This is a genomic window from Flagellimonas sp. CMM7 (assembly GCF_021390195.1).
Lineage (GTDB): Bacteria > Bacteroidota > Bacteroidia > Flavobacteriales > Flavobacteriaceae > Flagellimonas.
The window spans coordinates 3,847,553-3,874,220 of sequence record NZ_CP090003.1; the positions used below are offsets into that span (position 1 = coordinate 3,847,553).

General features: G+C 37.1%; 27 protein-coding genes and 1 pseudogene. 6 read left to right on the forward strand and 22 right to left on the reverse strand.

What is annotated here, in order from left to right:
* Positions 1-71 precede the first annotated feature (71 nt).
* Positions 72-977: a nucleoside hydrolase gene (locus LV704_RS17345; protein WP_163422500.1), complete on the forward strand. Its 906-nt coding sequence runs from the start codon at positions 72-74 to the stop codon at positions 975-977.
* Between the two features lie 39 nt (positions 978-1,016).
* The gene (locus LV704_RS17350; RefSeq protein ID WP_163422499.1) at positions 1,017-1,541 is read left to right on the forward strand and encodes a hypothetical protein; all 525 of its coding nucleotides are present in this window, start codon (positions 1,017-1,019) and stop codon (positions 1,539-1,541) included.
* 178 nt (positions 1,542-1,719) lie between these two features.
* On the opposite strand, the gene LV704_RS17355 is transcribed toward LV704_RS17350, so the two are convergent.
* The 10 genes from LV704_RS17355 to LV704_RS17400 form a co-directional block, all read right to left on the reverse strand.
* Complete coding sequence (locus LV704_RS17355) at positions 1,720-2,229, reverse strand: DUF4411 family protein (protein ID WP_163422498.1); 510 nt, start codon at positions 2,227-2,229, stop codon at positions 1,720-1,722.
* A complete protein-coding gene (locus LV704_RS17360; RefSeq protein WP_163422497.1) occupies positions 2,229-3,401 on the reverse strand; it encodes an XRE family transcriptional regulator in 1,173 nt (390 codons plus the stop codon). Before LV704_RS17360 ends, LV704_RS17355 begins: the two co-directional genes overlap by 1 nt.
* 247 nt (positions 3,402-3,648) lie before the next feature.
* Positions 3,649-5,211 (reverse strand): amidohydrolase family protein, encoded by a 1,563-nt coding sequence (locus LV704_RS17365; RefSeq protein ID WP_163422496.1) that lies wholly within the window; start codon positions 5,209-5,211, stop codon positions 3,649-3,651.
* A 90-nt stretch (positions 5,212-5,301) separates the two neighbouring features.
* Positions 5,302-5,796 carry a VOC family protein gene (locus LV704_RS17370; protein WP_163422495.1) on the reverse strand — a complete coding sequence of 165 codons (495 nt, stop codon included), beginning with the start codon at positions 5,794-5,796 and terminating at the stop codon, positions 5,302-5,304.
* A gap of 72 nt (positions 5,797-5,868) precedes the next feature.
* Entirely contained in the window at positions 5,869-6,684 is an 816-nt protein-coding gene (locus tag LV704_RS17375) for a helix-turn-helix domain-containing protein (RefSeq protein WP_163422494.1), read from the reverse strand.
* 116 nt (positions 6,685-6,800) lie between these two features.
* Positions 6,801-7,172, reverse strand: a complete 372-nt coding sequence (locus LV704_RS17380) for a nuclear transport factor 2 family protein (protein ID WP_163422493.1) — start codon at positions 7,170-7,172, stop codon at positions 6,801-6,803.
* A gap of 134 nt (positions 7,173-7,306) precedes the next feature.
* Complete coding sequence (locus LV704_RS17385) at positions 7,307-8,077, reverse strand: DNA alkylation repair protein (RefSeq protein WP_163422492.1); 771 nt, start codon at positions 8,075-8,077, stop codon at positions 7,307-7,309.
* Positions 8,078-8,080: 3 nt separating this feature from the next.
* Positions 8,081-8,857: a TIGR03915 family putative DNA repair protein gene (locus tag LV704_RS17390; RefSeq protein ID WP_163422490.1), complete on the reverse strand. Its 777-nt coding sequence runs from the start codon at positions 8,855-8,857 to the stop codon at positions 8,081-8,083.
* Between the two features lie 10 nt (positions 8,858-8,867).
* Positions 8,868-9,020 (reverse strand): hypothetical protein, encoded by a 153-nt coding sequence (locus tag LV704_RS17395; RefSeq protein ID WP_163422488.1) that lies wholly within the window; start codon positions 9,018-9,020, stop codon positions 8,868-8,870.
* Between the two features lie 57 nt (positions 9,021-9,077).
* Positions 9,078-10,340 (reverse strand): putative DNA modification/repair radical SAM protein, encoded by a 1,263-nt coding sequence (locus LV704_RS17400; protein ID WP_163422487.1) that lies wholly within the window; start codon positions 10,338-10,340, stop codon positions 9,078-9,080.
* A gap of 99 nt (positions 10,341-10,439) precedes the next feature.
* Here LV704_RS17400 and LV704_RS17405 point away from each other — a divergent pair, with 99 nt between their 5' ends.
* Both LV704_RS17405 and LV704_RS17410 read left to right on the forward strand, forming a co-directional pair.
* Entirely contained in the window at positions 10,440-11,201 is a 762-nt protein-coding gene (locus tag LV704_RS17405; RefSeq protein WP_163422485.1) for a LexA family transcriptional regulator, read from the forward strand.
* Positions 11,202-11,261: 60 nt separating this feature from the next.
* On the forward strand, positions 11,262-12,335 hold the full coding sequence (locus LV704_RS17410) for a transporter substrate-binding domain-containing protein (protein WP_163422483.1): 1,074 nt from the start codon (positions 11,262-11,264) through the stop codon (positions 12,333-12,335).
* A 6-nt stretch (positions 12,336-12,341) separates the two neighbouring features.
* On the opposite strand, the gene LV704_RS17415 is transcribed toward LV704_RS17410, so the two are convergent.
* Genes LV704_RS17415 through LV704_RS17430 form a run of 4 tightly spaced genes read right to left on the reverse strand, consistent with a single transcriptional unit; the run spans position 12,342 to position 16,220 of the window.
* Positions 12,342-13,031, reverse strand: a complete 690-nt coding sequence (locus LV704_RS17415; RefSeq protein WP_163422481.1) for a hypothetical protein — start codon at positions 13,029-13,031, stop codon at positions 12,342-12,344.
* Positions 13,031-13,945 (reverse strand): RimK family alpha-L-glutamate ligase, encoded by a 915-nt coding sequence (locus tag LV704_RS17420; RefSeq protein WP_163422479.1) that lies wholly within the window; start codon positions 13,943-13,945, stop codon positions 13,031-13,033. The genes LV704_RS17415 and LV704_RS17420 overlap by 1 nt, the downstream gene beginning before the upstream one ends.
* Positions 13,946-13,956: 11 nt before the next feature.
* Positions 13,957-15,639: a gamma-glutamyltransferase gene (ggt, locus tag LV704_RS17425; protein WP_163422477.1), complete on the reverse strand. Its 1,683-nt coding sequence runs from the start codon at positions 15,637-15,639 to the stop codon at positions 13,957-13,959.
* A complete protein-coding gene (locus tag LV704_RS17430; RefSeq protein ID WP_163422475.1) occupies positions 15,627-16,220 on the reverse strand; it encodes an ACP phosphodiesterase in 594 nt (197 codons plus the stop codon). The genes ggt and LV704_RS17430 overlap by 13 nt, the downstream gene beginning before the upstream one ends.
* Positions 16,221-16,311: 91 nt before the next feature.
* Between LV704_RS17430 and glmM the strand changes: the two genes are divergently transcribed.
* Entirely contained in the window at positions 16,312-17,703 is a 1,392-nt protein-coding gene (gene glmM, locus LV704_RS17435; protein WP_163422473.1) for a phosphoglucosamine mutase, read from the forward strand.
* A 2-nt stretch (positions 17,704-17,705) separates the two neighbouring features.
* On the opposite strand, the gene LV704_RS17440 is transcribed toward glmM, so the two are convergent.
* The 6 genes from LV704_RS17440 to LV704_RS17465 all read right to left on the reverse strand — a co-directional run bounded on the left by LV704_RS17440 (position 17,706) and on the right by LV704_RS17465 (position 24,178).
* Positions 17,706-18,239, reverse strand: coding sequence for a nuclear transport factor 2 family protein (locus LV704_RS17440; protein ID WP_163422472.1), 534 nt, complete (start codon positions 18,237-18,239; stop codon positions 17,706-17,708).
* Between the two features lie 87 nt (positions 18,240-18,326).
* The gene (locus LV704_RS17445) at positions 18,327-19,508 is read right to left on the reverse strand and encodes a Gfo/Idh/MocA family protein (protein ID WP_163422470.1); all 1,182 of its coding nucleotides are present in this window, start codon (positions 19,506-19,508) and stop codon (positions 18,327-18,329) included.
* Positions 19,509-19,511: 3 nt separating this feature from the next.
* The gene (locus LV704_RS17450) at positions 19,512-20,840 is read right to left on the reverse strand and encodes a Gfo/Idh/MocA family protein (RefSeq protein ID WP_163422468.1); all 1,329 of its coding nucleotides are present in this window, start codon (positions 20,838-20,840) and stop codon (positions 19,512-19,514) included.
* A 9-nt stretch (positions 20,841-20,849) separates the two neighbouring features.
* Entirely contained in the window at positions 20,850-22,196 is a 1,347-nt protein-coding gene (locus LV704_RS17455) for a DUF1080 domain-containing protein (protein WP_370636074.1), read from the reverse strand.
* A gap of 214 nt (positions 22,197-22,410) precedes the next feature.
* Complete coding sequence (locus tag LV704_RS17460) at positions 22,411-23,274, reverse strand: alpha/beta fold hydrolase (RefSeq protein ID WP_205597886.1); 864 nt, start codon at positions 23,272-23,274, stop codon at positions 22,411-22,413.
* Positions 23,264-24,178, reverse strand: a complete 915-nt coding sequence (locus LV704_RS17465) for a lysophospholipid acyltransferase family protein (RefSeq protein ID WP_163422463.1) — start codon at positions 24,176-24,178, stop codon at positions 23,264-23,266. The genes LV704_RS17460 and LV704_RS17465 overlap by 11 nt, the downstream gene beginning before the upstream one ends.
* Positions 24,179-24,229: 51 nt before the next feature.
* Here LV704_RS17465 and LV704_RS17470 point away from each other — a divergent pair, with 51 nt between their 5' ends.
* Positions 24,230-24,880: a rhomboid family intramembrane serine protease gene (locus tag LV704_RS17470; protein ID WP_163422461.1), complete on the forward strand. Its 651-nt coding sequence runs from the start codon at positions 24,230-24,232 to the stop codon at positions 24,878-24,880.
* A 68-nt stretch (positions 24,881-24,948) separates the two neighbouring features.
* Here LV704_RS17470 and LV704_RS17475 read toward each other — a convergent pair whose 3' ends face one another.
* Positions 24,949-26,058, reverse strand: a complete 1,110-nt coding sequence (locus LV704_RS17475; RefSeq protein WP_163422459.1) for a redoxin domain-containing protein — start codon at positions 26,056-26,058, stop codon at positions 24,949-24,951.
* A gap of 96 nt (positions 26,059-26,154) precedes the next feature.
* Positions 26,155-26,648 (reverse strand): annotated as a pseudogene (locus LV704_RS17480) (hypothetical protein).
* Positions 26,649-26,668: the final 20 nt, after the last annotated feature.

Sequence of the window (26,668 nt, forward strand, 5' to 3'; positions counted from 1 at the left end):
TTTAAATTAACGAAGAGCGGATTATTTTGTCAATATCATGCATTCAATTATATTGTTGCAAAACCACAATTATGTTCACTAAATCCATAAATACATGCATTATTAATATTGTTTTGGGAAGTTTTATATTCTTTTCTGGTATGCAGCTATCCGCTCAAAACAATGTCATAATTGATGCGGATACTGGCAATGAAGTAGATGATTTTTATGCACTGGCCCGAGTTTTTCTAGAGCCTTCAGTGAACATTACCGCATTAAATGCCGCTCATTGGCAAACCAGCCATTGGGCCATTGAGAATACTATGGAAAACAGCCATCGTCTTAATCAACAATTATTGGGTGAAATGGGATTGTCCATTAAAACAAATCGCGGAGCTATGGCCCGTATGTACGATTGGGGAGAGCGCGCCCAACATTCAGCAGCGGCTTATGAGATTATAAAGCAGGCCCAAGAAAGTGAAAAAGTTCAGATTTTAGTGCTTGGTGCGCTTACTAATGTGGCTTCCGCAGTGTATATAGCACCTTCAATTGCAGAAAAACTTGAGGTATACTGGCTGGGAACGACTGTAGATTTTGAACGTGGAATTTTAAAACGAAATGATTTTAATCCCTTGATGGACCCCTACGCTTTGGACTATTTATTGGATTCTAAGGTCAGCATGAAGATCATGCCGGTTAGTATCGCCGTAAAGATGGAAATTGATTTTGATGAATTGAACAATAAAATAGGAGATCATTTTCTTGGTGCATTTCTAATGGATCGTTGGATAACGCATCTAGATGGTTCCCGTAGAAGCAGGGTATTATGGGATTTGGCATTAATTACTGCTTTTATTAAGCCAGAGATGGCTTCTACAAAACAACTGATAACCTCAAAGGATAGTGGTAATCGTGAAATAACCTTTTATGATGGAATAGATGCTGACGCGATATATGAGGATTTTTGTAAAACCTTATTGGCTTTTGAAAAAGAGTAACCTATTTTTAAACTTTAAATAAAAGAATACTAGTTAAACATGAAATTATTAGGCATAGGCTCGCGCATTGATCATTCTGAATATGGAAAGGGTGTTGTAACAAACGTATCATCTAAACACTATTGGGTTACTTTTTTGGAAAATGGATTGGAAACCATTGATATTGACTCCGAATTTGAGGTGATTGATGGGGTGGAGGACGAAGTGGACAGTGTTAGCTTTTTTGATGTGGAACGTTCCCTGGTTTCTATTTTGCAAAAGTGGAGCGATACTTCTGAAAAAGTGGCGATAGCGGATAAATGGCGTGGCGGAAAGTTAATCTTGGAACCTGGCGATGATTTGGCCAACAAAGAAATGCCCATAGATGGTTTCTTTCATAAAATAGTAATGGTGCGGGATCGCATTCGGGTTATGGAGCAGAAGATTAACAGCAGCAAAAATCTAGATGATCAAGAAAAGGTAGACCTTCAACAATATATTACCCGTATTTATGGAAGCCTGACGACCTTTAATGTGCTGTTTAAAAATAAGAGTGACCAGTTTGTTGGGGAGCGGAGCAAATGATTATACTGTTGGTATTTTAGTTTAAAATCGCCAAAGTATTCGGACAAAAGAATGCGGGAGTTTCGTTATCGGTCTCGGCTATGATACGTTGCGTGAAAAATCCAGCCGTATTAAAAGTAGTGAATTTTAAGGTTTGGCAGAGACAGCAATGAATTATAGCCCTTGTTAGCCACTGGCTTTATTCCGACTTACAAGTAAACTTTATATTCAAATCTCTTATAAATTCAAAATCATCAATCCACTTTACATCCATATTATCACAAACGTGAGGGATTTTAATTTTGGTTTCCTTTTTAAAATAGTCTTTCGTTTCCTTCGTGACAACAACTGCATTTTCTTTCATAGCGTGGGCAATTACCCAAGGGTCAGCTTTTGAGTGAATCCCATTACTTGATACTAAATATTTATGGTTAGGATTTGTATTGTAGATTTCTTTAAGGCAATTTGTTACATCTCCATCAATTTTTTTAACAGGAATATCACTATTCTTTAGCCACTCAAATAGATTATCTTCTCCTTTTTCAATTTCTTCATAAACTAATTCGGGAATAAAAATCACACCTTGTTTTCCTAAACTATTTAAAACTTCCCAATATGATGGACAAATTTCTGGAGAATAATATTTTTGCCAGGCTTGAATAAGAATATTAGCGTCAATACAGTAAACTACTTTTTGATTTTCAAACATTAAGCAAGTAGTTTTTCAAATTTTTGGAACTTATTTATCTGTGTATTAAGCAGATTACTTGCTATTGAGGGAGATAATGAACCATTGTTAAAAGAATCCATTACAATTCTCGTAAAGAGTTTACTATTTTTATTGAGACGAAGTAGATAAGCATCTGGACCTCCTTTTCGTTCTCTTTGCTTTTCTTTTTTAATTTTTTCTCTTTCTAAAAACTTCTCAAACTCATCTTGAGCATCTTGTTTGAGAATCTTATAATTAGATTGAGAAATTAAATTTAAGTTCAATGCTCGAACTAATAAGGCAAACGAACTTATACCAAGTTCTTTCGCTTGCTTAAAAATCTTATTGTTTGAATCAAAAGTATCTTTGCCAAGTTGTGCAACTAATTCTCTTGGCATTAAAGCATTAGCTGCAACCTGATTGCAAAATAATTCCACTGGATGAAATTTTGATTTTGCTTTATCGTTAAAGTCAATATCTACCTCATTTGATATGCCTGATTTTGCTATCCAAATATGAGCCAATTCGTGCACAAGTGTGAAAAGTTGTGGTGCATTCCAATTTTTTGAATTTACAAAAACAAATGGGGCATATTTATCGGCAATTGCAAATCCTTGTATTAAATCTCTGTCTAGAACCAGTCTTGAGTGTAGGAAACTTGCCCTAGAAATAAATATTCCGGCACTTTCCGCTTTGTCAATCCATTCTGCAATTGGTGTTTTTTTGTAGTCGCTAGGATTAATTTTTAAAGTACTCAATATGTCTTTGGCAATAACTTCTGGATTATCCTTTATTGAATATTTGCCAACAAAAGGAAGTGTACTTTCTCCAATTTCTTCAAATAACTCACTAATCCAATTTTGTTTTTCTTGGACATCTCTAATTATAAATAACGAAGCAGTATCTAATTCTTGCGAGTCATCTCTTCTATAATCTTGAAGTGGATGAAAATCTTTTGGTATTTCAGGTAAAAAGAAAAGAGAAAAAGGTCTCCTAAAACTCTTTGCCAAGATTTTTGCTTGTCGAATTGTCGGAAAATCAATCCCATCTTCCCACGTCAGATACCTTTCAGGTGATACAGAAACTTTTTTGGCAGCATTTTCCACAGAGATTTTGGCGGACATTCTAGCCCACTTTAATATCTCGGATGTTATAAATGCTTTGTCAGCCATTACTTTTTATACGAAGGTAAAATTTTAATTCGGAACGTAATTTTTTTCAAGCTTGTGGCTAACGTTTAAGATATGGTCTCGTTTTAATACTGAAACAAGTTCAGTACAAGTGTGCTATATCAATCGATAACGAAGTTCGTTGATTTTTCTTTCAGAATCAAGAGGTTATACGGTAGGATATGGCTTATTTTTCAACAACCACTGTATTGTCATTTAGAGTCGAATGAGATGTTTTTCTACGCTAATGTTAATCAGCAAATTGTTTTCTAATGAGTGGACTTCCCAATAGGCTGAAAAAGAATTTGACATTCATATGAAATGAGGACGCCAAAGATGCGGTGTCTTCTTTGTATGTTTCCAAGGTTTCTTTATCATAATGAACGCCATTTAATAGCACACTTGAAATGGAGGCGGTATGGCTAATGTTATCCAGTGGGTTTTTCTTAAGAATTACAAGGTCTGCCATCTTACCTTGATCAACACTGCCATAGTCCTTTTCCACATTGCTGTAGGTTGCAGGAATAATGGTGGCAGCTCTTAGTGCCTCTAAATTTGTTAGACCACATGCCGTAAACTCTTCAATTTCTGTATGCAGCGCAAAACCAGGAAAAGCGTAAGAATCCGTAACATCTGTTCCGGTCATTATGGGAACACCTCTTTTGTGAGCCATACCCACTTGTAGTTTCGCAGATTCATACAACTTCATATTTATTCCTTTTCCATCACTGGAATTATTGTATTTGCCCGCTCTTCCAACATCCGGATTCCACCAAAGCTTCTTTCTAAGAGTGGGAATGTATTTAAGATTTTGGTTTTCAACATAACTCTGGTTATTGGCATAGGCTGATATTTTCAACATCTGTAAAGTAGGCACCCAATGCGCATTTCTTTGGTGCATTAAATCCATCAAGCGTGCCGCTTTTTCAACATCAAAATTTTCACTTATCGATTTTTTGGATTCATAGTACATGGCTCTTTTGTCCTCCGCAACCAATAGTTTGTCCGCCTCCGGAAAACAATCGAACATAAATACTCTTCCGTGTTCAAAACTACGTTGCCCCAATGTAATGGCATCTTCCAACGAAACGCCCAATGGTTTGTGTCCTGCTATATGCAAGCCATACTTTGGTGCTTCTTTGGCAATTTGTTTATAGGAGGTAGCTGGGATGTCTGAATATACTTTAATAAAGTCGGCACCTACTGTTTGATAATGCTCTAATAATAGAGGTACATCTTTAACATCTTCTACACTAAAAAACTCAGGAAAACCAGAGGGTACGGAATTGTCACCGTTTATTTGATAGCTGCTTTGCAAAATATATCTAGGGGTAACTTGCTCATGATTTTCAAGTTTTTTATTCCAACTAAGCCTGTCTTTTGTACCAGCCCAATAACTATCTTCCTTACCCATTTGCCCAGACAAATCCCTGATAGAGGTAACACCGTGTGCAATGTACAGCGGATGGTGAAGCCATTTGGAATGTTGTGTTGAATGTGTATGCATGTCCCAAAGCCCTGGAATAAGATACTTTCCATCCCCATCTATGGTAAAACTGTCCCCATAGTTTTTATCTGATGTTGCACTGTCTATAGCTTGGATTCTATTCTTTTTTATCCAGACGTTTCTATTTTTAAGAATGTTACCAGTGTTTACATCAACAACGTTGATAGATTTAATTAGGATACTTTCATGTTTTTCTGGTAAGCTTACATCTGGCATAGGCCAAATGAGTCCTGCGACTATGATTAGACCAAACACCACAAATGAAATCAATACAAACTTTAAAGTTTTAAAAACTTTCCTCCTCATCCTTAAGTTTTATAGGTTCTTAAGGGATGACGATGCTATGCAGATAATGTTACTTAAACTAGAGGATAATTCTAAGAGACGGTATTGCTTTTAGTTTGGTGAATTTAGTCCCATTTTATTTCCTTCCGTATCTAGAAATAAGGCAAAAAAACCACTTTCATCAGCGTGTGCGGTTTTGGGCACCATTATTTTACCCCCGTTTTTTTCAATTTTATCAAGTATAATTTGAAGATCATCTCCGCCATTCAAGTATATGGTTACCCCATCGGATGATGGCTTGTAACCTTCTCCTTTTATTATAATCCCCGTGACCAATTGCTCTTCGTATGGAAATATTCCCATTTCCATACCGGGCATTTCCATTACTTCAATGTTAATGTCTAATATGCGTTGATAAAAATTGACAGCCCGTGAAACATCCGTTGCCGGGATTTCAAAAAGAGAAACAAAGCTTTTCATATCATTCTGTGTTTTTTCTTGATTGGAATCTGTTTTTTGTACTTCTGGACTAACTTTATTCTTATTGGTACAAGACAGAAGTGCAAAAGCCACTATTATAGTAGTGCGTAGTAAAATGCTATTCATTTTTTTGGTTTAAGTATGGAATGAAGATAAATCGATTTTGAGTGCTAAAATTGTAAAAATGCGACACTACAACTATTTGTAGAAAAGAGTGGAAAGCGCCATGTTTTCATTTCCTAAAAAAGCTGTAGGCTTTACTCCTGTGAACTCCTTAAAGTCTTTTATAAAATGTGCTTGGTCATAATATTCACTTTTATAAGCGATATTGGTCAGGCTTTCAGTCTCATTATTAAGTAACATTTTTAATGCGGTTTGCAGTCGAATTACTTTACCTAACTGCTTTGGACTAACGCCAATTTGTTTTGCAAACTTTCTCTCAAGTTGTCTTCTTTTGGACAGGTCTTCTTTAAGAATGTCCTTTATTGGTACATTGCCATTTGCCAAATACAGGGCATCAACGGTTGTTTTCACAATATTTTCAATCGTAGTTTCTTCATTAAGTTTGTTTAAAAGAAAGGATTCCACAATTTTAATGCGTTGTTGCTTGTTAGATGCATTCACTATTTTTTTTTCTAGCTCTTTTGCAGCAATTTCCCCTAATAGATCTTTGAGGGGTATTTCTTTATCTACTAAATTTTTGAGAGGTGTATCCACGAAGTTTGAAAAACCATAAGGGTAAAAGCAAATTGCAAATGAGTTAACATCTCCTGTGGGTTCAATATAGTAGGATTTCGTTCTTTGTCCCATAACCATTGCACAAGGATGAAGGATGAATTCGCTATCGGAAGTATATCGTTTAATTTTATCTCCGAGATTGAAAGTCATTTCAATAAAACCATCAGGGATTATTTTTTGTTTTGAGTTATTTACATCAAATGGCACTTCAAGTGTCCAATAAAAATTAACTATAGCACTTAAGTCAGGATGTGGTTGAAATGTTTGATAATTCACTATTTCGCTAATTTTTTTTAGTGACGCACAACGGTTTTGTATATGGCACTGAACTTTCGTAAACCACTGAAGGCCCTATTCGTTATTACGGTGTTATCTGCTTTTTCCACTCAAATTTAATCTGCTTTTCTTCCCAAATGTTCAGTCAACAACTTCCATTTAAAATCTTCTTTTATTAAAACAGAAGTCCCAATTCCATTTCCAGATGCGGATTTTCCCTCTATAATTCCAGTCCAATTAAATTCGAATAAATAGATCGCATACTTTTGATCCTTAACCAACCATTTAATATTTTCAATAGCATATTTTTCATTTTTAATTGAGGAAAAATTTTTCTCAAATGCTTTTTGAACATTTTCTTTTCCAATATGAATCGTTCCATTGGAAAAGGTAACACTTACATTTTTGGAAACTAAAGGCTCAACTGCTTTCCAATCTTGAGTTCCTAAAGCTGTTTCATATGATTCAATAAATTCTTCTGGATTCATTACTTTCTAATTGCAGGTAACAATATTGGTTAAGGGGAATTTCAATTTGTTATAACGAAGTTCGCGGATTTCTCTTTTAGAACCAAGTGGTTATATACTAGATTATTGCTTATTTTTTAACAATGGCCATTCCATTATTTTACTACCCCCAAAGCCCATTTATCCTTTGTCTTTATCAAATTCCGTAAGGCATGTTTAATAATCCATTTTCTTTCTTTTGTAGGATTGGGAGTCCAACTTTCAACAAGCCCTTTTGCGATTTCAGGATTGTCCTTTAAAATATCATTAATACAATTGGCTACAGATGTCTGCACATATTTACTGGAGTCGTTTTTTAAGTTTTCCAATATAGGTAGGATAGGAGTGGGGTCCTTAATAAAGATATCCAATTTACTGGCCCAAGGCAGTCTGGGGCGTACCCCTTCGCTGCTTAAACGCCGTACATGTTTGTTTTTATCCACAGACCACTTTTGCATAATTTTTAATGTACGTTCTGGATAGTTTTCCAAATAGGGGCGAATGGTATATTCCCCTGTATTACGTTTGGTAATCTCATGAATGGCGTTCATAGAAAGATCAAAATGTTTCAAACCATATTTCTCAACGTATTTAGCAATTGGCATGACCCAATAGTACTCTTTAAACATGCCTGTTTCTTTTTCGTTCTCTGGGCCAAGAATTTGTATCAGTTGTGAGATGGCGGCAACGTAATTATTAGATAGATGTGCTTTTAAAGCATCGGCAATCCATTCCACCCGATCTTTAAGTTCTAAGTCATCTACTTTATTGGCGACTGTCTGCACAAAAGAATTCTTATCAAATTCGACTCCTGCTTCCATAAGCTTGTTCGCTAGCAGTATAGCCAAATCAACATCGAACCAAAGCTTTAATTGTTTAAAGGCCATTATTTATGCTGTTTCTTTCTTTTCACTAAGGTACTTCCAATACCGTTTTGGCACATGTTGTGTATGTAATTTTCTATTGATTCGAGATTTAATATTGGTGCTTTTAAAATAGTCGTTCCATAAGGTTTGGTAATCATATTCATCACTTAAAAAGGCATCACTTTTATGGATCTTATTAAAGTGTACCTCTTTCAAATTGAGCGATATCAATTCTACATGCTCCATATTATAGTAAATTCCGTACTTACGCTTTACATCATAGATTAACCATTGCTGGTCAGCATACCTATTCCTAAAATGTTTTGAAATCAATGGTAAAACATCAAAGTCAGGCTCAATATTCGCAAAGTAAATATCATCCTTGGTCAATTGAAAACGAACAAAGGCTTCCATTCTGTGTTTTTCCCGACCTACGGAAAGTGCCAATTGGCTAATGCGAAGTACAACACCATCTGAATAGTCCGTTTGTTTTGTTCCTTTGCCGATCATCAGCTTTTGAATATAGGTGTATAGCGTAAGTTCTATACCATCTACCTCACTTAAAAACGCAAAGTATACATTGGTAATAGCATTATGGCTTGTGTTGCGTATACCGTTCCATACGCGTTTAGCCTTTTCCACATTTGTGAAAATTGTCTCTGTTTCGGAGAAAAGCCCGTTTTGGCCTTTGGTATTACGTTGAACATCCACCACATCTATTTTTTCTTCAAAGGCAACAAAGACCGTGGTAAGAAAGCCATTAAAGCTTCCGTCGTAAATGAGTGTTTTTGAGTTTTTCATTAGTACTGAATTAGAGGTGAAATGAAGTAATATGTTTTTTTAATGTGGTCAGTGATTTCTTTGCTCTGCTTTTGAAAACAATGAAATCATATCCTAGACTTAAGATGGTATCTCGGCTACGCTCTATAAAGTCTTCGTCTTTTTGGGTTTGTAAGGTGTTCATAGTGTTCCTTTTTTCTAGTGTTTATACTTCGAGACAGGCTCCGTATGACAATAGCAATTAATTAAACAATGATAATTGTGTACTATACTGATTCCGAAACTTTCCAGAGGATTGTTGTAGAATCATTCCTTTAATTTTTTCCGCATCCAAATCCTTACGCTCCCAATTTCTAGAATCGCAAATCATAAAATACTTGGCACGGTTGAGGGCCACTCCAATTTTCTTGAGGTGGTCCCAGTTCAATTTTCGAAACTTACGGGCATTTAAAATCTTCCCAACAGATCGCATGCCCATTCCTGGAATACGAACGAGCATACGCTTATCTGCACTATTGACATCCACAGGAAAATGATGCATGTTCCGTAATGCCCAAGAAAGTTTTGGGTCTACATCTATATCTAAATTTGGATAATCATTGTTCAAGATTTCATTCACGGCAAAACCATAAAAACGCAACAACCAATCTGTCTGGTACAATCTATTTTCCCGCAACATGGGTACTTGCGAACCAATAGAAGGTAAGCGGCTATCTTTCGCAACGGGCACGTAACCAGAATAATACACCCGTTTCATATTGTACTGTTTGTAGTAATAGGTGGCAGAATACATAATGTCCTTATCCGTTTCACCTGTTGCGCCCACAATCATTTGAGTACTTTGCCCTGCCGGAGCATATTTTGGGGTACTTTTAATGATTTTTTGCTCATTTTTAAAACGAATCAATTCGTTTTTGACCTTTAACATAGGTTTGGTAAAATCCTCATGCTTTTTATCAGGAGCTAAAAGTTTAAGGCCTGAGATGGTAGGGATTTCAATATTTACTGAAAGTCGGTCTGCATATAGTCCTGCCTCATACATTAACTCATCACTAGCATCAGGAATGGATTTTAAGTGGATGTATCCATTAAAGTTCTCTTCTAGCCGTAATTTTTTGGCTACTGCAATGAGGCGTTCCATGGTATAGTCGGCATTTTTGAAAATACCCGAACTTAAAAACAACCCTTCAATATAATTTCTTCTATAAAAGTTGATGGTTAAATCCACTACCTCTTGGATTTTGAAGGCAGCTCGTTTTACATCATTGCTCTTACGGGTGACACAGTAGGCGCAATCAAAAATGCAATGGTTTGTCAACAGTATTTTTAAAAGGGACACGCATCTGCCATCTTCGGTATAGCTATGACATATACCCATTTTACTGGCATTGCCAAGCCCTTTGTCCTTATTGGACCTATCACTACCGCTGCTGGCACAAGAAACATCGTATTTGGCAGCATCGGCCAAAACATTCAATTTTTCTTGTATTCGATTAAAGCCCATCCTTTTTTGTAATTAATCCAAAATTATGGAAATATTCCTAAAAATGGAAATATTCCAAATTATTTTTTGGAAACATTCCAAATTTGCTATATTTGAAATATGGAGAATGAGTTAACACTAAAACGGTTTATTGATATTAGAAGAGAATTGGGACATACGCAGGCAGAATTTGCCACGTTATTGGGCATTTCCAGTACCACGGCAGATATTGAAAGGGGACGCACCAAATTATCAGGTAAAGTAGTAGCTGAATTGCTGAAACAATTCAATATTAATCCACTTTGGTTGTTTGGTGAAAGCGAAGAAAAGCATTTGGAAACTTCCAGAACCAGTGTAATTCCGAAAGTGGTAACCGTAGATAGTGCTGATAATGACAATATGGTTTTGGTAAATGCGAAAGCCGCCGCTGGATATCCCCAAAATATTGCAGATACTAGTTGGTACCATCAATTGCCGGCTTTTGATTTGCCTATTCCCGAGTTTAGAAATGCCACTTACAGAGGTTTTCAGGTGGAAGGGGAAAGTATGTTGCCCAATCTAAGGCCTAACGATTGGGTGTTGGCCAAATCTGTTGAACATATTGATCACATAAGCGCCAATAAAATGTATGTGGTAGTGTTACAAGATGCGGTATTGGTCAAGAAGATTGAAAAGCGTCCAAACTCCAATAACATTACATTGGTTTCTTTGAATGAAACCTATCCGCCATATGACATAAAGCCCTTTCAGATACAAGAAATTTGGGAAGTGAGCAGTAAATTGACCTTTAATGTCGATGCTACTACTGACACGGGACTTTTACGACAACTTCATCAATCTATGGAAGAGTTAAAACAGCAGATGGGAAGTGTAAAAAACTAGTTTGTTGGTTTCTAGTAATTCTTGATTATATTAGTCACTTAACCAACCTCTTTATTTTCAGTGAAAAAGCTACTTTTAATTGCACTCTTTTTGAGTAATTTTTCATTTTCACTTGCCCAAGTAGAAAGGGACACCTTGTTGGTCGGCTATACATCGGCCGCTCCATTTATTATTCAAGAAGGAGAACTGTTGGAAGGTATCAATGTGTGGTTGTGGAAACGAGTGGCTGAACAACTGGACTTGGAATACAAAATGGTTCCCATGGATTTTTCCAAGATGTTAGATTCCTTAAAACAGGGAAATATTGATGTTAGTATTAATCCGTTGACCATCACGGGAAAACGCAGTAAACATATAGAGTTTACGCATTCTTTTTTTGCTTCTCACTCCACAGTAGCTGTTGCTGAAACATCATCGATTCAGAAAATAAGGAGTTTTTTGGATGCTTTTTTACACATTAATTTTCTTAGGGGATTTCTGCTTCTCTTCTTTATATTACTCTTTTTCGGCACATTGATCTGGCTTTTTGAAAAACGGGGTAATTCCGAACATTTTCGACCAAACCTTAAAGGGATATGGGATGGCCTTTGGTGGTCTGTGGTAACCGTAACCACTGTAGGCTATGGGGACAAAGCACCCAAAACACGAATGGGTAAGATTGCGGCTTTGGGCTTAATGTTTAGCGGTCTTCTGTTTGTTTCTGGGCTTACAGCTAGTATAGCATCCAGCCTTACTGTAAATCAATTATCAAATAATTCTGATAGTTTCAGTGCTTTTAAAGAACGTAAAGTGGGTACGGTAAATAGTTCAAGTGCCAATGATTTTCTAAAAGTTCATTTTTTTAAAAAGATTTCCCTTTATGATAGTGTTATTTCAGGGTTATCGGATCTAAAAGAGGAAAAAATTGATGCTTTTATTTATGATGAACCTATTTTGCAATATCGAATTAAAAAAGATTCTACTTTAAACGGATTGGAATTGTTGCCTATTAAATTTGATGTTCAGTTTTATGCCTTCGGAATTGTAAAAAACAATATTGAGCTAGAGCAAAAAATATCACAGGCCATTTTAGAAATAATGGAGACCCAAGAGTGGGGAGTAGTACTTGCCGAATACGGATTGAGCGAGATATGATTGAAATTAATTATACCCCTTAATAGCTCCCATACCCAGGGTTAAAGGACCTAATTGATGGTATTGAGGCAGATATGCTCCGCTTTCCATCACTTTCCAATCGTCCCAGGTAGCTTCAATTCCACCGATAGGTATAATTTTCACCCACATTTTAAAACTATTGGGAAATCCATCAGGGTTTAATCTCCAGAGGTAATGATCGCCAGGGGTAGTGCCACCTTTTGAATAGGAAACCAACAGACCTGATGAACCATCATCCAGTGCCACGATACTTCGTTTTGTACCTGCATCAAACACTTTATAAGGCGCTACCAACCAAAAGGAATCATTGTTGAACATTTTTAGAGCTTTCGCAACAGCTTTATTTTCTTTTTGATGCGAAATACGCTTTCCTGATTTGGTGACCTTACTATTTTTAGTATCAACCAGATTTAATAGTACTACATAATCATCCCATTTTACTTCAACAACACCATTTTCTTTATCCCATTTATATTGATTTGCACCGTTTCTGTATGTCCATTCAATATATTGGGTATCCTTATATTTTTGATAATGGAGTGCGTTCAGCATCTTATGCGCAAGGGTATCCGCTTCGGCGTTTGAGTTTCCTTTTGGTAAGGGTTCGTGTATGATCCATGCGAACAGTAGTAGCCCTAAAACTAGAATGCTTAAAAGTTTTATGGCACGTTTCATTAAAAAAGACTTTCTTTTATGCAGGTAGCTAGGCTATCTGCTGCTTTGGGAAAAAGTCTGAACCAAAGCTCGGGTTCAAAAATTTCTAGTTCCGCCAAGGCCCAATTACCATCATTGTCTTTAAAAATATCCACACGTGCGTAAATTGGAGGCTCTGGGGCCGCTAAAACCACTTCTTCAGCAAAATCGATTTCTTCTTGCGAGGGTGTATACTCTTGAACGCTACCACCAAAATCATCCTGTACCCTAAAATCTCCAGGTTTGGCAACCTTTAAAACGGCATTGGCGAACTTCCCATTGAATACCATCATAGATATTTCACCTTGTTCCACAATGTTTTGTTGAAACTCTTGCAACATCATTGCTTCTTGTGCTATCAATTCTTGAAATAGGATTTCATATTGACTGATTTCTTCTGGCTTGATTTTATAAGTATGTCTTGCGCCACCAGAAAGACAGGGTTTTAGAACAAGATTTTTTGGGCGGAAACCGTGTTTCTCAATCGCATGCTCATATGTTTGTTTTAGACTGGTTGCCGTCCCTTTTTCAATAAATAAGGTTCGAGGAATGGTCACTCCAGCATCAGCCATGTCCTGCATATAATGCTTGTCTATATTCCAGTTGATTAAACTTTCAGAGTTAATGAGTTGTGTCTTGTTAGATACATCATTGAGCCAAAGGGAGAATTCTGGAAAGCGCTCAAAGCAATCCCATGTGCTTCTGAACAAAGCATATTTGGTAGTTGTCCAATCAAATTCAGGATCATCCCAAGACTTTCTTGCTACCTTAAGTCCATTGCTTTTCAAAGCATCTGAAACCAGTCCATCTTCTAATAAAACATTGTCAATTGATTTGCTCGTGGTTTCTGGATCTATAAACCTTCGGTCTGTGAGAATTACAACATCATAGGTCATTGCTGTCCAAATTAATATCCAACTGCAGTATCATCACCTCTTTTGTCAGCACCACCTTCCAGTTTTCCATCTTTCAGCACTCGTATAGCATCCACTTTTCCAATAATTCGGTTTCTCCCTTCATATATGGAGTACCCTTTTTCTTTAAGGTTTGATTTTAGTTCTTCTGAAAAACCTTCTTCTTCGAATATTACAACATCTGGTAACCACTGATGATGAAAACGTGGCGCATTTACGGCCTCTTGCATGCTTAAATTATGCTCATAAACATTAAGAATGGTTTGCGCTACCGCGGTTATTATAGTGGAACCGCCAGGAGTACCTACCACCATATAAAGTTTTCCATCCTTTTCTACCAAAGTTGGAGTCATGCTACTTAACATACGTTTTTCTGGTGCTATGCTGTTTGCCTCTGCGCCAATTAAACCGAACATATTTGGAACACCGGCTTTGGAACTAAAATCGTCCATCTCATTATTTAAAAAGAAGCCCAGTTCTTTAGAATATAATTTAGACCCGTAACCACCATTCAATGTAGTTGTAGCGGAAATGGCATTCCCCTTATCATCAACAATGGAGTAGTGGGTAGTCTCCATACTTTCTACGATTTCAATTTCACCATGTCCAACATCTGATGACGGCGTAGCTTTATCAAAAGAAAAATCTTGCATTCGTTCCTGTAGATAGGCATCACTTAAAAGAACATCCATTGGAATATCAGCAAAGTCAGGGTCTCCCAAAAAATAATTGCGATCTGCGTAGGCACGTCTTGCCGCTTCAGTAAACAATTGAATGGATTTAGTGGAGTTATGTCCAAATTTTGAAATATCATGAGGTTCAATCATCTTAAAGATTTGATTGATGGTGACGCCTCCGCTGCTTGGCGGGCTCATGGAAATAACACGTAAATCCTTATAGTTGAAAATTACGGGCTGACGCCATTTGGCTTCATATTTTTCTAAATCTTCCGTAGTAATAAAACCACCCTTCTCCTGTATGAATGCCGCTAGCTTTTCAGCTACTTCACCCTTATAAAAACCATCCCTGCCATTTTCCAATATTTTTTCCAAGGTTGATGCCAGTGCTGGATATTTAATAGTATCTCCTTTTACAAAGTTGGCTGCAAACTTGGTGCTGTCTCCATTTACTTGAATAAAACGCTCTTTATAGCTTTCTAGTCTTTTTGCCTGTTTTTCGGTAACTACAACACCTTTTTTTGCCAATTTAATCACAGGTGTTAGGATGTCCGAAAGCGGTAATGAACCAAACTTTTTGTGAACTTCAATAACTCCGGCTACGGTCCCTGGCACTCCTACAGCGGTAGCTCCAACAGTACTCATGTCTGGTATTACATTGCCTAAGGAGTCCAAATACATATCTCTATGTGCTGATAGGGGAGCTTTTTCTCTGTAATCTAAACCTCCAACATCTCCATTGTTTTTTCGGTAGACCATAAAACCACCACCACCTAGGTTACCGGCAAAAGGGTAGGCAACTGCTAAGGCCAATTCTGTTGCAACCATGGCATCAAAGGCATTCCCTCCATTTTGCATGATTTCTGAGCCTATTTTGGAAGCTTCTTCTCTGGCAGAAACTACCATTGCTTTTTCGGTTACTAATCCAGTTGGGAGTGCAGGTTGTTGTTTACAGTTTAGGAATAAAAGAAAAGGGATAGCAAGTATTATTCTTCGCATAGGGAATTATATTTTTGTTGGGAAAAGGTAATCAATTCTTCAAAAAAAAGAGTAAACTCATTTTCAAAAGCACTATAATGCTCCTCTAAATCTAAAATGGCAAAATTCATTTTTGATTTGTTTTTGGTTCTTCTGTTCATTCCCGCAAGCACTTTTGAGATACCATCTAAACCCGCATAGCTCAATAACCAGTTATCCGTAATCATATAGGGCATCATACGCTGGGTTGCCAGCGGCAAAACACTATAGTTGTCTTCCAGCAAATCATAGAAGTTTTCAATAAATTCTTCCAGCGGTATTTTAGAATAGTTTTGCCAGTTTTTGGCTAAAAAGTGATCATAAAAAATATCGACAATAACCCTACTGTAGTGACTGTAGTTTTTATGGAGTCGTTTGCTGCTCTGTTTTGCAATAGGATGAGAATCTGTAAAGGTATCTATCTCTCTGTGCAATAAAATTCCTTTTTGAATGCGTTCTGGAAAGTGTTTAAACTTGTTTCCACGAATATGATCAGCAAAAAAATTACCAAGGGTAATTTCCGGATCATCAAAAGACAAATAGATATGTGCCAAGAAATTCATTACTGTAATTTTCTTTTCTGATGAAATTTACAAATTCGAAACATGGAAAAGCAAATACCCGTTTATATTTGCAAAAACTTTTTTAACAATTATGACGCTTATAAAATCAATTTCTGGAATACGTGGTACTATAGGAGGAACTACAAATGATAACTTAACCCCAATAGATGCTGTAAAATTTGCCGCTGCCTATGGAACATGGTTAAAAGATTATGCTGGAAAAGAGAAATTGACCGTTGTTATTGGAAGAGATGCACGCCTGTCTGGAGAAATGATTCAGAATTTAGTGGTGTCAACTCTTGTTGGCCTTGGAATTGATGTAGTTGATTTAGGATTGTCCACTACACCCACTGTTGAAATTGCAGTTCCTTTAGAAAAAGCGGATGGAGGTATTATACTTACCGCAAGCCATAACCCCAAACAATGGAATGCGTTAAAATTGCTAAATGAAAAAGGGGAGTTTTTAGATGCGAAACAGGGGGCTATTATTCTAGAGTTGGCAGAAAAAGAGGATTTTAACTTTGCTGAAGTAGATGATTTAGGTAAAATCATTAGGAACGATTCTTATATCGATATCCATATTGATGAAGTTTTGGAACTTCCCTTGGTAGATAAAGAAGTGATAAAAAAAGCTGGTTTTAAAGTAGTGGTTGATGGTGTTAATTCTACAGGAGGAATTGCCATTCCCAAATTATTGGAAGAATTAGGGGTAGAGGTGATAAAGTTGTATTGCGACCCTACTGGGCATTTTCCGCATAACCCGGAGCCTTTAAAGGAACACTTGGGTGATATCTGTAAGTTGGTTGTTGAAGAACAAGCAGACTTTGGAATCGTTGTAGATCCAGATGTTGATAGGTTGGCTTTTATTAGCAATGACGGGGAAATGTTTGGTGAAGAATACACTTTGGTTGCATGTGCTGATTATGTGTTGGGAAAAACAAAGGGCAATACGGTTTCTAATCTGTCTTCCTCAAGAGCACTTCGTGATATTACTGAAAAACATGGTGGAACCTATGAAGCAGCGGCAGTTGGTGAAGTAAATGTTGTCACCAAAATGAAAGCTAACAATGCAATTATTGGTGGTGAAGGTAACGGAGGAATAATTTACCCTGAAAGTCATTATGGACGTGATTCTTTAGTAGGGATAGCATTGTTTTTAATGTTAATGGCGGAAAAAGGAGGTACAGTTGCCGAGCTTAGGGCAAGTTACCCTAGCTATTTTATGAGCAAAAAGAAAATTCAGTTGACACCAGAGTTAGATGTGGATGCACTATTGGAAGCCATGCATGATAAATATAAAAATGAACAGGTATCAATTATTGACGGAGTGAAAATTGATTTTCCTGAAAATTGGGTTCACCTTCGCAAGTCCAACACCGAACCTATTATCCGTATCTATACCGAAGCTAAAAGTCAGCAAGCAGCAAATGACCTTGCAGACAGAATCATTGATGAGATTAAAGAGGTAGCTGGATTAAAATAACCTCAATCATTCAATTCGTAGATGATATCTTGACTGTTGAATTCAGCAGCATCAATATTGATTCTTTTATCAGAATCAAGCCATAATTTCCAAACGCCGTTTTCTTTTTTTAATCCGACATTAAAAAGGCCATAACCTCTAACCACTAAGTCAGGATCATCTTTTCGTTTGGAACTAAAACGGTAATACCCTGTTTGGTATGCCAATTCCTCTTTTTCATCGATGGCGGTAGTTAAAATGGTAAAAGCTATTCCCAAACGGTCATCGCGTTGCTTCATGTCGTCCAAAAAACCTCCAAAATTATCCATGTAGCTTTGTCCGTTTTCCACGATATTCTGATCTAAATAGATTCTGACAATATCTGGTGAATGGATAGATCTCAGTTTTTTTGAATCTAAATTGGCATATGCTTCCATAAACGGAATCCAAATATCTTTTTTGATAGCGGTCATGGTCTCTTTAGAAATCTCCCTGGTTTCTTGCCCCATGGATAATCCAAAAAAGCATAAAGCAATTAGAGCGAACAGTTGTTTCATCGTTTCATTTTTTGATTGTGATATAATTTAGGAAACAATAGATAAAGGAAACTGATTTTAAGAAAAGTTTATGTCATTTGCTTTTTACTAAGGGAGTAATCCATTTTTCCAATACACTATTTCGCCGTTATACAATGCATCCAATCCCATTTGAACGCATATTGCAGCTTTTGCTCCGGTAATTACATTGGATTTAGGTAGGGAATTATGAAATACACTATCCCTAAAATCGAGCAACGCCTGTTTACTTGGATCCAAATGCTCGACTTCTATGGGAATCCCTTTTTCTTGATCCCATTTTACAGTAGCTCCAGAAACCCCATCAACCTCGCCGATTTCTTTAGTGGTTTCATTCTTTTCCGGATAAAACCAGGCTTTGGTATAGTCAATTGTAATAGTACCCTTATCTCCAAAAACCTTAATAAGGTAATCATCTTTTGAATTACTGGTTAAGCATGTGAATTTGGCTCGGACTCCATCAGGATAGCTATAGATCATGTGAACATTATCTAGAGTTTCCCTTCCATCTTTCCAATAATCTATTCCACCATCACCCATAACTTGGGTGGGAACTGCATTTAGAACCCAATTGCTAAAGTCTAATTGATGGGAGCAGAGCTCTGCCAAAAGTCCACCAGAAAACTCGCGATACATTCGCCAATTAATAGCTCTTTCATGCTCTGGGTTTTGTACTGGTCTTCGCCAGTTACCATTTCGGTTCCATTGACATTCTATCGCGGTGATCTTTCCAATTTTTCCATTTTGAATTAAGTCAACAAGGTGCGTGTACAATCTGGAACTATGATACTGGTGTCCGGTTTGGAATATTTTTTTGGATTTTGAGGCATTTTCCACCAATTCTTTGATTGCAGGATATCCTTTCACCATGGTCTTTTCACAATACACATGTTTTCCCGCATCTAGAGAATCAATAGCAATTTTATTGTGGGTGCTGAATGGCGTTGCGATTAGAACTGCATCGATATCCTTATTATCTAAAAGTTCCCTATAATCTGAATACCCTTTTGCCTTACCTTGAATTTTTTCTAACCCACTTTGCAATCTAAATGGAAGAACATCGGCACAGGCACCAACACGCATACCTTCAATTTCATTGATTATAGGAATAAACCCGCCGCCTCGATCTCCGGTTCCTATAACACCTATATTGAGTACATCATTCTTAGATGGGCGCAGTGCACTGGCATTTATAGTGGATATTCCGGCTGCAACTATACCAGTTTTTGCAACAAAATCTCTTCGCTTCATTTTTTATAGTTTAGGTTCCCAACCTTGCTCGTATTCTCTTTTCCAATTTTTCATAACGGCATCATCATTAAGCACTTCTCCCGTAGTCGTATCAATTTTCAAAGTGTGTCCCGCGTCCTGGGCCATATTGCCTAGATGGCATAACATGGTAGAAACGCTAGCATCGTTAATATCTGCTTTTAAAGACTCATCCTTTCTTATGGCATTGAAAAAATTGGCAACATGGTCAACGTCCAACCCACCTATGCCTTGTGTGTTTGTGGTTGCACTTTGAGATTTTTCAAACTGAAACTTCACAGGATTCCCACCTAAATCATAAAGCTTGTAAAAATTCCTGCTCAATTCAATACTTCCTTTGCTTCCGTAGATGGTTACACCCCTTCCAGGCCGTTCTGGTTTCATTATACCGCGACTATGCCCTGTCCACGTAATGAATTTATCATCAGAGAATTTATATGTTACTTGCTGATTATCAATAAATTCCCAGTCATCATTGAACGTATATTTTCCACCAAAGGAGGTGACACTTTCTGGAAGGTCTACACCCAAGGCCCATCGGCATATATCAATTTCATGTGTGCCATTGTTATGGATTTCTCCAGTGCCCCATGTTCTAAACCAATGCCAATTATAAGGATGAACATTATCTCTGTAATCCTCTCTTGGAGCGGGACCTTGCCAAAGATTCCAATCTAAAGTTTTTGGAACACTCACTTTATTTCCTGTGCCAATAGATCCTCGATTATTAGAATAATAGGCTTCTCCCTTATAGACATTTCCTATGATTCCGTTTCTAATATCTTCAACAGCTGCGATGGACGTTTGTGCTGATCGCTGTTGATTGCCCATTTGTACTTTTTTTCCATATTTATTTTGAGCAGCAACTAGGAGTTGATTTTCATGTGGGTTATGGCTACAAGGTTTTTCTACATAAACATGCTTTCCAGCTTGCATTGCCAAAATGGCCATTGGAGCATGCCAATGCTCCGGAGTAGCTATAAAGACGGCATCAACCTCTTTATCTTCCAATATTTTCCTGAAATCTTTTTCTACTTTGGGCACATAGCCAATATGTTCTTGACACCAGGCATTATGCTCTTCAATAATTACATCATCAACATCACAATTGTATAAGATTTTGGCATTGGAATCTTGGTGAATGGCAATTATATGTGCTTTAGCACGACTACGAACTCCTATAACTGCCACTCCTAAGCGATCATTGGCACCTAGTATACTTGAAAATCCTGTGGTGGGCATCAGTATTCCTCCCAGTGCTAAACCAGTACTGCTTACTGTTGTCTTTTTTATAAAATCTCTTCGAGTTCCCATGATTATATTTTAGAGTTGTTTGATTTTTATGTTCCTAAAGGAAACCCTGTCCCCGTGATCTTGCAACAGAATGTTCCCTTTATCCGCTTCTCCAAATTGAGGCCATGTAATATACTTGCTTTCAGAAACTAATTTTCGATATGCGTCACTTTTACGTTCATATTCCAACATTTTTGCTCCATTAAGCCAGTGCTCTACGTGGTTATTATTTGAAATGATATGTGCCCTGTTCCATTCACCAATCGGTTTTACATGTTTAATGGTATCGGCTTGAATAAGATCATAAAGTGATCCAATAGTTCTGCTTCCTTCATGATTCCCCAATTTTGCATCTGGGTGACGAGCATCATCTGAAATTTGAAATTCAAGGCCAATTGAAGAACCTTTTCCCTTATTCAGATCGGTGTTTACATAATATTTGATTCCACTGTTGGCACCCTCTGTAATTTTAAATTCCAATTTCACTTCAAAATTATCGTATTGGTTTTCTGTAACGATATCACCCCCAGCTTCGGATTCACCCCCACCAGACGCTAAAACGGTCAATTCCCCATTTTCTATGACCCAACCTTGTTCTGGAAAATCATCCAGCTTCGCACCGCGCCAGCCTTTGTTGGTTTGTCCATCCCAAAGCAACTCCCATCCATCCTTTTCTTCATGTTCTGTAAGCTGGTTTTTGGTTTGTATAGGTTGTAGCGGAGATACTGTAGTATATTTTTCAACATTCTCTGTAACTATCTTGATGTTCTTCCATTTTATTTTGGTTCCAGCTTTCTGTTGTTCTCCAATACTGTGCACCTGTAAGCCAATAAAACCTTCGGAGGTAATATCATCAATTAGGTAAGCAGCGGGAACTCCGTTGATCCATGTTTTTATGGTGTCGCCAAGCGCTTCAATTCTGTAATGATTCCATTGGTTTTGTTTGAATGCTTTTTGAGCTGCTTCATTTTTGGATAAGGGATTCAACCAACCTCTTCTACCTTCATCATAGATACCCGCACTCCAAGCACGATCGGAAGGATCTATCTCCACTTGATAACCATGTACACGTCCGTCAAAATATTCCGGAATGCTATTACTTCGTATTTGTATGCCTGAATTCATGGTAGAATCCACCAAATACTCCAATTCCAATATAAAATTCTCATAATTTTTGTTTGAAGTCAGAAATGTGTTTGGCGTGTTGTACACTGTCTTGCCAACGATAGCATTATCTTCCACTGAATATGTGGCATTGCCCCCTAAAATAGTCCATCCTTCAAGAGTTTTCCCATCAAAAATGGATACCCATGGCGTATCATCTTTTGGCTTTTGATTGCAGCTGACTATACATAGTACTACTGAAATGGCCAGCACCTTTTTAAAAAAGGCTTGTTGTTTATCTTTCAATTGTTTACATTTTAAATTGTTCATGTTCTTTTACTTTATAAATCAAATAAACTGGGTAACCACAAAGTCAATTGTGGAATATAGGTTATCAAAACCGAGCTATCATCGGCTTCATAAATGATTTCAAAAACAGCTATGCTTTAGCTAAAGCTTTAAAAATAGGACATAATCAATTAAACAACTATTTATGTACCCAATTGAGGATGGACTCCTTAACTAGTTCCTCTTGATTCCAAACAATAAAATGATTCTCTTTTTCTATAGATATCACTTTTAAACTGTCTACATTAGAGAAGTGTTTTTCCATAAAGGGTACGTTTTGGTAGGGGACCAATTTATCCTCTTCACCATGGATAATTAAGGTACGTTGGGTGAGTTTACCCAATTGTGGTTGCATTACCTTTAAATCTTCTTTAAGCATCCACAGTTCATCATTAGAAGGTTTAAGTGCTCCGGGAACTAAATATTTTAAGGGAATCCAAGTAAATGGTTTACGCCATTTCTCCGGTTTTTCTGCAGCAGGGTCCAAAGCCCCGGCTAATACAACCAGATTTTCATATAATTCTGGCTGTTCCAATGCCATTTGTACAATTAATGGGCCTCCATAGGAATGGCCAATCAAGGTGTATGGCTTCCCGTTATCCAACTGCCTTAAAAGTTGATTTAGAAGAACTGCCTGAGGCCTGAGTGCCATACTTTTACGAAAATTGCTCTTACCAAAACCAGGTCTGTCTGGAACTATGACTCGAAAATCCTTTAAGAAAATTGAGTCCGTGAGGTAGGTTTTATATGCATCCCAACTTCCTGGAGATCCATGAACAAAAACCAATGTTTGCCCATCTTTATTACCTGTCTGAATGTAATGCAAATCTTTACCATGCAGGTCAATGGTTTCATCTATATACGTGACGTTCTTTTCTTGAAAAAATGCAACAGTTTTTTTAGGTGAAGTCCGCATGGTCATGCAGGAGTTGGCAAAAAGTAAATATCCAAGTACAAGCGTAAAAAGGAGATGTCGTTTTTTAAATCGCTTTTTAACCGGCATTGGATTTTACAGTGTTTTGAAATTCTTTGGGCATTTTACCTCGATGCTTCCATCTTTTATGAGTCCAAAAGTAATATTCAGGAGCTTCGTAAATAGATTTTTCAACCTCTTTCAAAAAAGCTTCAGAAATTTTATATCCCTCTACTTCTGATGGTTTTTCAGTAAGGACCTTAAAAGTACCCTGGTAATAACCACGTTTCAGTTTTTCTACTTTAAGATAAATCGGGATAATATCATGAACCTTACAAAGTTCTTCACCCCCAACATGAATGGGTACGGCAATATTCATGAATTTTGCCCAATGACGTGTTCTATTAAGCATGGGAGACTGGTCACTAATGATTCCTACGGTGATTAGTTCACCACTTTGCTTTGCGTCTTTTATAATTTTTCTGCTCTCATTAGTTTTAATGAGTGTTGTTCCATACTTACTTCGGATGTCACGAACTAATTTATCAAAGTACTTATTTTGGATAGCTTGGTAAATGGCATATGCTTTGGAGCTCACCTGGGAATTTAAAGAAAAAACCCATTCCCAACTTGCATAATGCGGCATCATTATCATTATGTTTTTACCTTCGCTTTCCAGTTTTTTCATTACCTCTACATTGGTAAAAGCATATCTTTCATTCATTTGTCTATCGCTGATTCCCAATGTTTTTGCCATCTCTAAAAAAATATCGCAAAGATGTTTGTAAAACTTCTTTTCTATCGTTAAACGCTCGGCATCAGTTTTTTCTGGGAAAACCAATTTCAAATTATCACGAACCACTTTTTTGCGATATCCAATAACATGATAAAGCAGTTGATAAACGATATCAGAAATAAAATAGAGTATTCTAAATGGCAGTCTGGAAATCAACCAGAGCAGGGGGTAAGCAAGGATAAAAACAACTAATTGCATAAGTAAATCTTGCGGCAAATATAGCTATATTTGCCCCTTATATTATAGAATATGTACAATTTACATGCGGCCACCATTGCTATTATCGCTGTGAATATTATTGTGTCCTTACGAGGGTTTAGTGATTCGGTTTTTTTTGACCGATATAAATTTAGCATTGGAGGAATAAAAGCCGGACAAAGGGAAAGAGCTGTAACATCTGGTTTTTTGCACGTTGACATCTCCCACTTGTTTTTTAATATGTTCACCCTCTATTTTTTTGCCAATGTGGTCATTAATGGGTTTGGGCCAATCAAATTTTTAATTATCTATTTTATTAGTCTTGTTGGAGGGAGCCTTTTAGCGCTCTTCTTTCATAAAAACGAACCGTATTATAGTGCTGTTGGTGCAAGTGGGGCTGTTACCGGTATTTTGTACGCTGCCATTCTGTTAAACCCCAACATGCAATTGGGAATTATGTTCATTCCAATACCATTGCCCGCATACGTATTGGGTATAGCATATCTGTTGTACTCCATTTATGGAATGAAAAGTAGGTTGGGTAATATAGGACATACAGCTCATTTTGGCGGTGCTATAGGCGGGTATGGAATTACGCTACTTTTTAGGCCAGACCTTCTTGTAACGGATACTTTAATAGTGCTTCTATTGGCAGTTCCCATTATCATTCTTTTCGTTTTAGAAAAAATGGGAAAAATCTAAAGATTGCTCTTGGTAGACAAAAAAGCCCCAGAATAGTCCCGGGCTTTTTTGTTATGAATCTTTTTAACTTAGTTGAGTAGTTCGGCAACTTTTTGTTCCAAAGCTGGCCCCCTTAAATCTTTTGCAACAATCACCCCGTTTTCATCTATAAGAAAAGCAGCTGGAATTGCATTTATATTGTACAGTTGTGCCACAGGATCTTGAAAACGCTTTAGGTTAGAGATATGGTTCCATGCCAGACCATCCGCTTCAATAGCTTTTGTCCAATCTTCAGCACGTGCATCCAAGGAAACACCAATCACGTTTAGCCCTTTATCATGATATTTATTGTAAACAGAAACAATATTTGGGTTCTCTGCCCTGCAAGGTCTGCACCATGCCGCCCAAAAATCAATGAGAGTCAATTTTCCTTTTACATCACTTAATGCCAATAAATCTCCGTTTGGAGTTGGAGCAGAAAATTCTGGTGCTACACCTCCAATTTCGGTGGTTTTTTGTTTGTCCAATTGTTCTCCCAACTGTTCTCCTGGAGCTGATTGCTTCATTTCTGGTGTCAATGCCTCATAAAGCGCCTTAACCTCATCACTGGGAAGCCCTTTGCTCATCATTAAATTTCCAATAATCAAAACAGAAATGAGTGCATTTGGATTTTCCTTTGCAAAATCAACATTAAAAGTTTTTACTTCATCTTGAAACTCAAGATATTCTTCACGTAATGCTGTTACGGTGGCAGTATCCTGTTGTTGCGCCGCATTGCGCATATCGGTTTGCATAGATCTAGCCCGTTCAGATAGTTTTCTTGATTCGGTTAAGAAAGTCATGAAAAGCTCATTTTGGGGAGTGCCTTTAAGTTGAGCATAGTTCATACTATCTTTCTGAAACTTTAAGTTGATAGCTCCATTCTCAAGGATAAAAGGAATGTTACCTCCATTGGATTCTACAAAAATGTAATGAAGTTGTGGTTTTTCTTGTATACCTTCAAAACTAAAGACCCCATTTTCTATTGTAGTTGTATCAATATCAATTAACTGATTAAGGGAATCAGTTGTTTTTAAATATACGTTGGTGCCATTATCCAGGTCACCAGCTACCTTTGCGCTCAAAGTAAAACCCTCAGGTTTAGAATTACATGATGCTAAAAACAATACCCCTAAAGTAATTGCAAGTATTTTTTTCATTTTTTACTATTTAAGCCGCTAAGGTATTCATTACTTATGTCATAAAAAAGCCCTTAACTTTCAAGAAAAGTTGAGGACAGTAATTTATTTGACCTATTAAAATTGATATCGGATACCTAGAGCGATGTCAAAATCAAAATCATTGTCAAAACCATCATAGCCCAATAGCCCTATTTCAGGTCTAAAATCCAACGATAGAAGTAAGGGAATATCAAAATTATATTCTACACCAATATCACCCGCTGCAAAAACAAATGGCCATCATTGTCATCTCCATTGGGTATTGGTTCAAATTCTACACTTCCCAATCCGCCACCAACACCATAGTACCAATTAAAATTACCATCTAATTGATGTACCCATTGGTATACTCCGGAGAGTTTAAAAGCATCAAACTGTCTGCTGTCTCGCCAACCCAAGTTAAATTCTGCTCTATTGTAGCGTCCAATTGATTTTTGATAAGAGATTTCGGCACCAAAACCGTCACTATCACCTAGGCGAAGTCCTAAAGTGTGTTCAGAAATGTCCTGTGCACTGGCCACTACTGTTGCAAACAAAAAAAGACCAGTAAATAATGTGGTAATCCTCATAAGTTTCTCGTTTAGTTAAA

Coding starts and splice junctions, on each gene's coding strand:
- LV704_RS17345 (WP_163422500.1), top strand. CDS start 72: ATGTTCACTAAATCCATAAATACATGCATTATTAATATTGTTTTGGGA.
- LV704_RS17350 (WP_163422499.1), top strand. CDS start 1,017: ATGAAATTATTAGGCATAGGCTCGCGCATTGATCATTCTGAATATGGA.
- LV704_RS17355 (WP_163422498.1), bottom strand. CDS start 2,229: ATGTTTGAAAATCAAAAAGTAGTTTACTGTATTGACGCTAATATTCTT.
- LV704_RS17360 (WP_163422497.1), bottom strand. CDS start 3,401: ATGGCTGACAAAGCATTTATAACATCCGAGATATTAAAGTGGGCTAGA.
- LV704_RS17365 (WP_163422496.1), bottom strand. CDS start 5,211: ATGAGGAGGAAAGTTTTTAAAACTTTAAAGTTTGTATTGATTTCATTT.
- LV704_RS17370 (WP_163422495.1), bottom strand. CDS start 5,796: ATGAATAGCATTTTACTACGCACTACTATAATAGTGGCTTTTGCACTT.
- LV704_RS17380 (WP_163422493.1), bottom strand. CDS start 7,172: ATGAATCCAGAAGAATTTATTGAATCATATGAAACAGCTTTAGGAACT.
- LV704_RS17385 (WP_163422492.1), bottom strand. CDS start 8,077: ATGGCCTTTAAACAATTAAAGCTTTGGTTCGATGTTGATTTGGCTATA.
- LV704_RS17390 (WP_163422490.1), bottom strand. CDS start 8,857: ATGAAAAACTCAAAAACACTCATTTACGACGGAAGCTTTAATGGCTTT.
- LV704_RS17395 (WP_163422488.1), bottom strand. CDS start 9,020: ATGAACACCTTACAAACCCAAAAAGACGAAGACTTTATAGAGCGTAGC.
- LV704_RS17400 (WP_163422487.1), bottom strand. CDS start 10,340: ATGGGCTTTAATCGAATACAAGAAAAATTGAATGTTTTGGCCGATGCT.
- LV704_RS17405 (WP_163422485.1), top strand. CDS start 10,440: ATGGAGAATGAGTTAACACTAAAACGGTTTATTGATATTAGAAGAGAA.
- LV704_RS17415 (WP_163422481.1), bottom strand. CDS start 13,031: ATGAAACGTGCCATAAAACTTTTAAGCATTCTAGTTTTAGGGCTACTA.
- LV704_RS17420 (WP_163422479.1), bottom strand. CDS start 13,945: ATGACCTATGATGTTGTAATTCTCACAGACCGAAGGTTTATAGATCCA.
- ggt (WP_163422477.1), bottom strand. CDS start 15,639: ATGCGAAGAATAATACTTGCTATCCCTTTTCTTTTATTCCTAAACTGT.
- LV704_RS17430 (WP_163422475.1), bottom strand. CDS start 16,220: ATGAATTTCTTGGCACATATCTATTTGTCTTTTGATGATCCGGAAATT.
- glmM (WP_163422473.1), top strand. CDS start 16,312: ATGACGCTTATAAAATCAATTTCTGGAATACGTGGTACTATAGGAGGA.
- LV704_RS17440 (WP_163422472.1), bottom strand. CDS start 18,239: ATGAAACAACTGTTCGCTCTAATTGCTTTATGCTTTTTTGGATTATCC.
- LV704_RS17445 (WP_163422470.1), bottom strand. CDS start 19,508: ATGAAGCGAAGAGATTTTGTTGCAAAAACTGGTATAGTTGCAGCCGGA.
- LV704_RS17450 (WP_163422468.1), bottom strand. CDS start 20,840: ATGGGAACTCGAAGAGATTTTATAAAAAAGACAACAGTAAGCAGTACT.
- LV704_RS17460 (WP_205597886.1), bottom strand. CDS start 23,274: ATGCCGGTTAAAAAGCGATTTAAAAAACGACATCTCCTTTTTACGCTT.
- LV704_RS17465 (WP_163422463.1), bottom strand. CDS start 24,178: ATGCAATTAGTTGTTTTTATCCTTGCTTACCCCCTGCTCTGGTTGATT.
- LV704_RS17470 (WP_163422461.1), top strand. CDS start 24,230: ATGTACAATTTACATGCGGCCACCATTGCTATTATCGCTGTGAATATT.
- LV704_RS17475 (WP_163422459.1), bottom strand. CDS start 26,058: ATGAAAAAAATACTTGCAATTACTTTAGGGGTATTGTTTTTAGCATCA.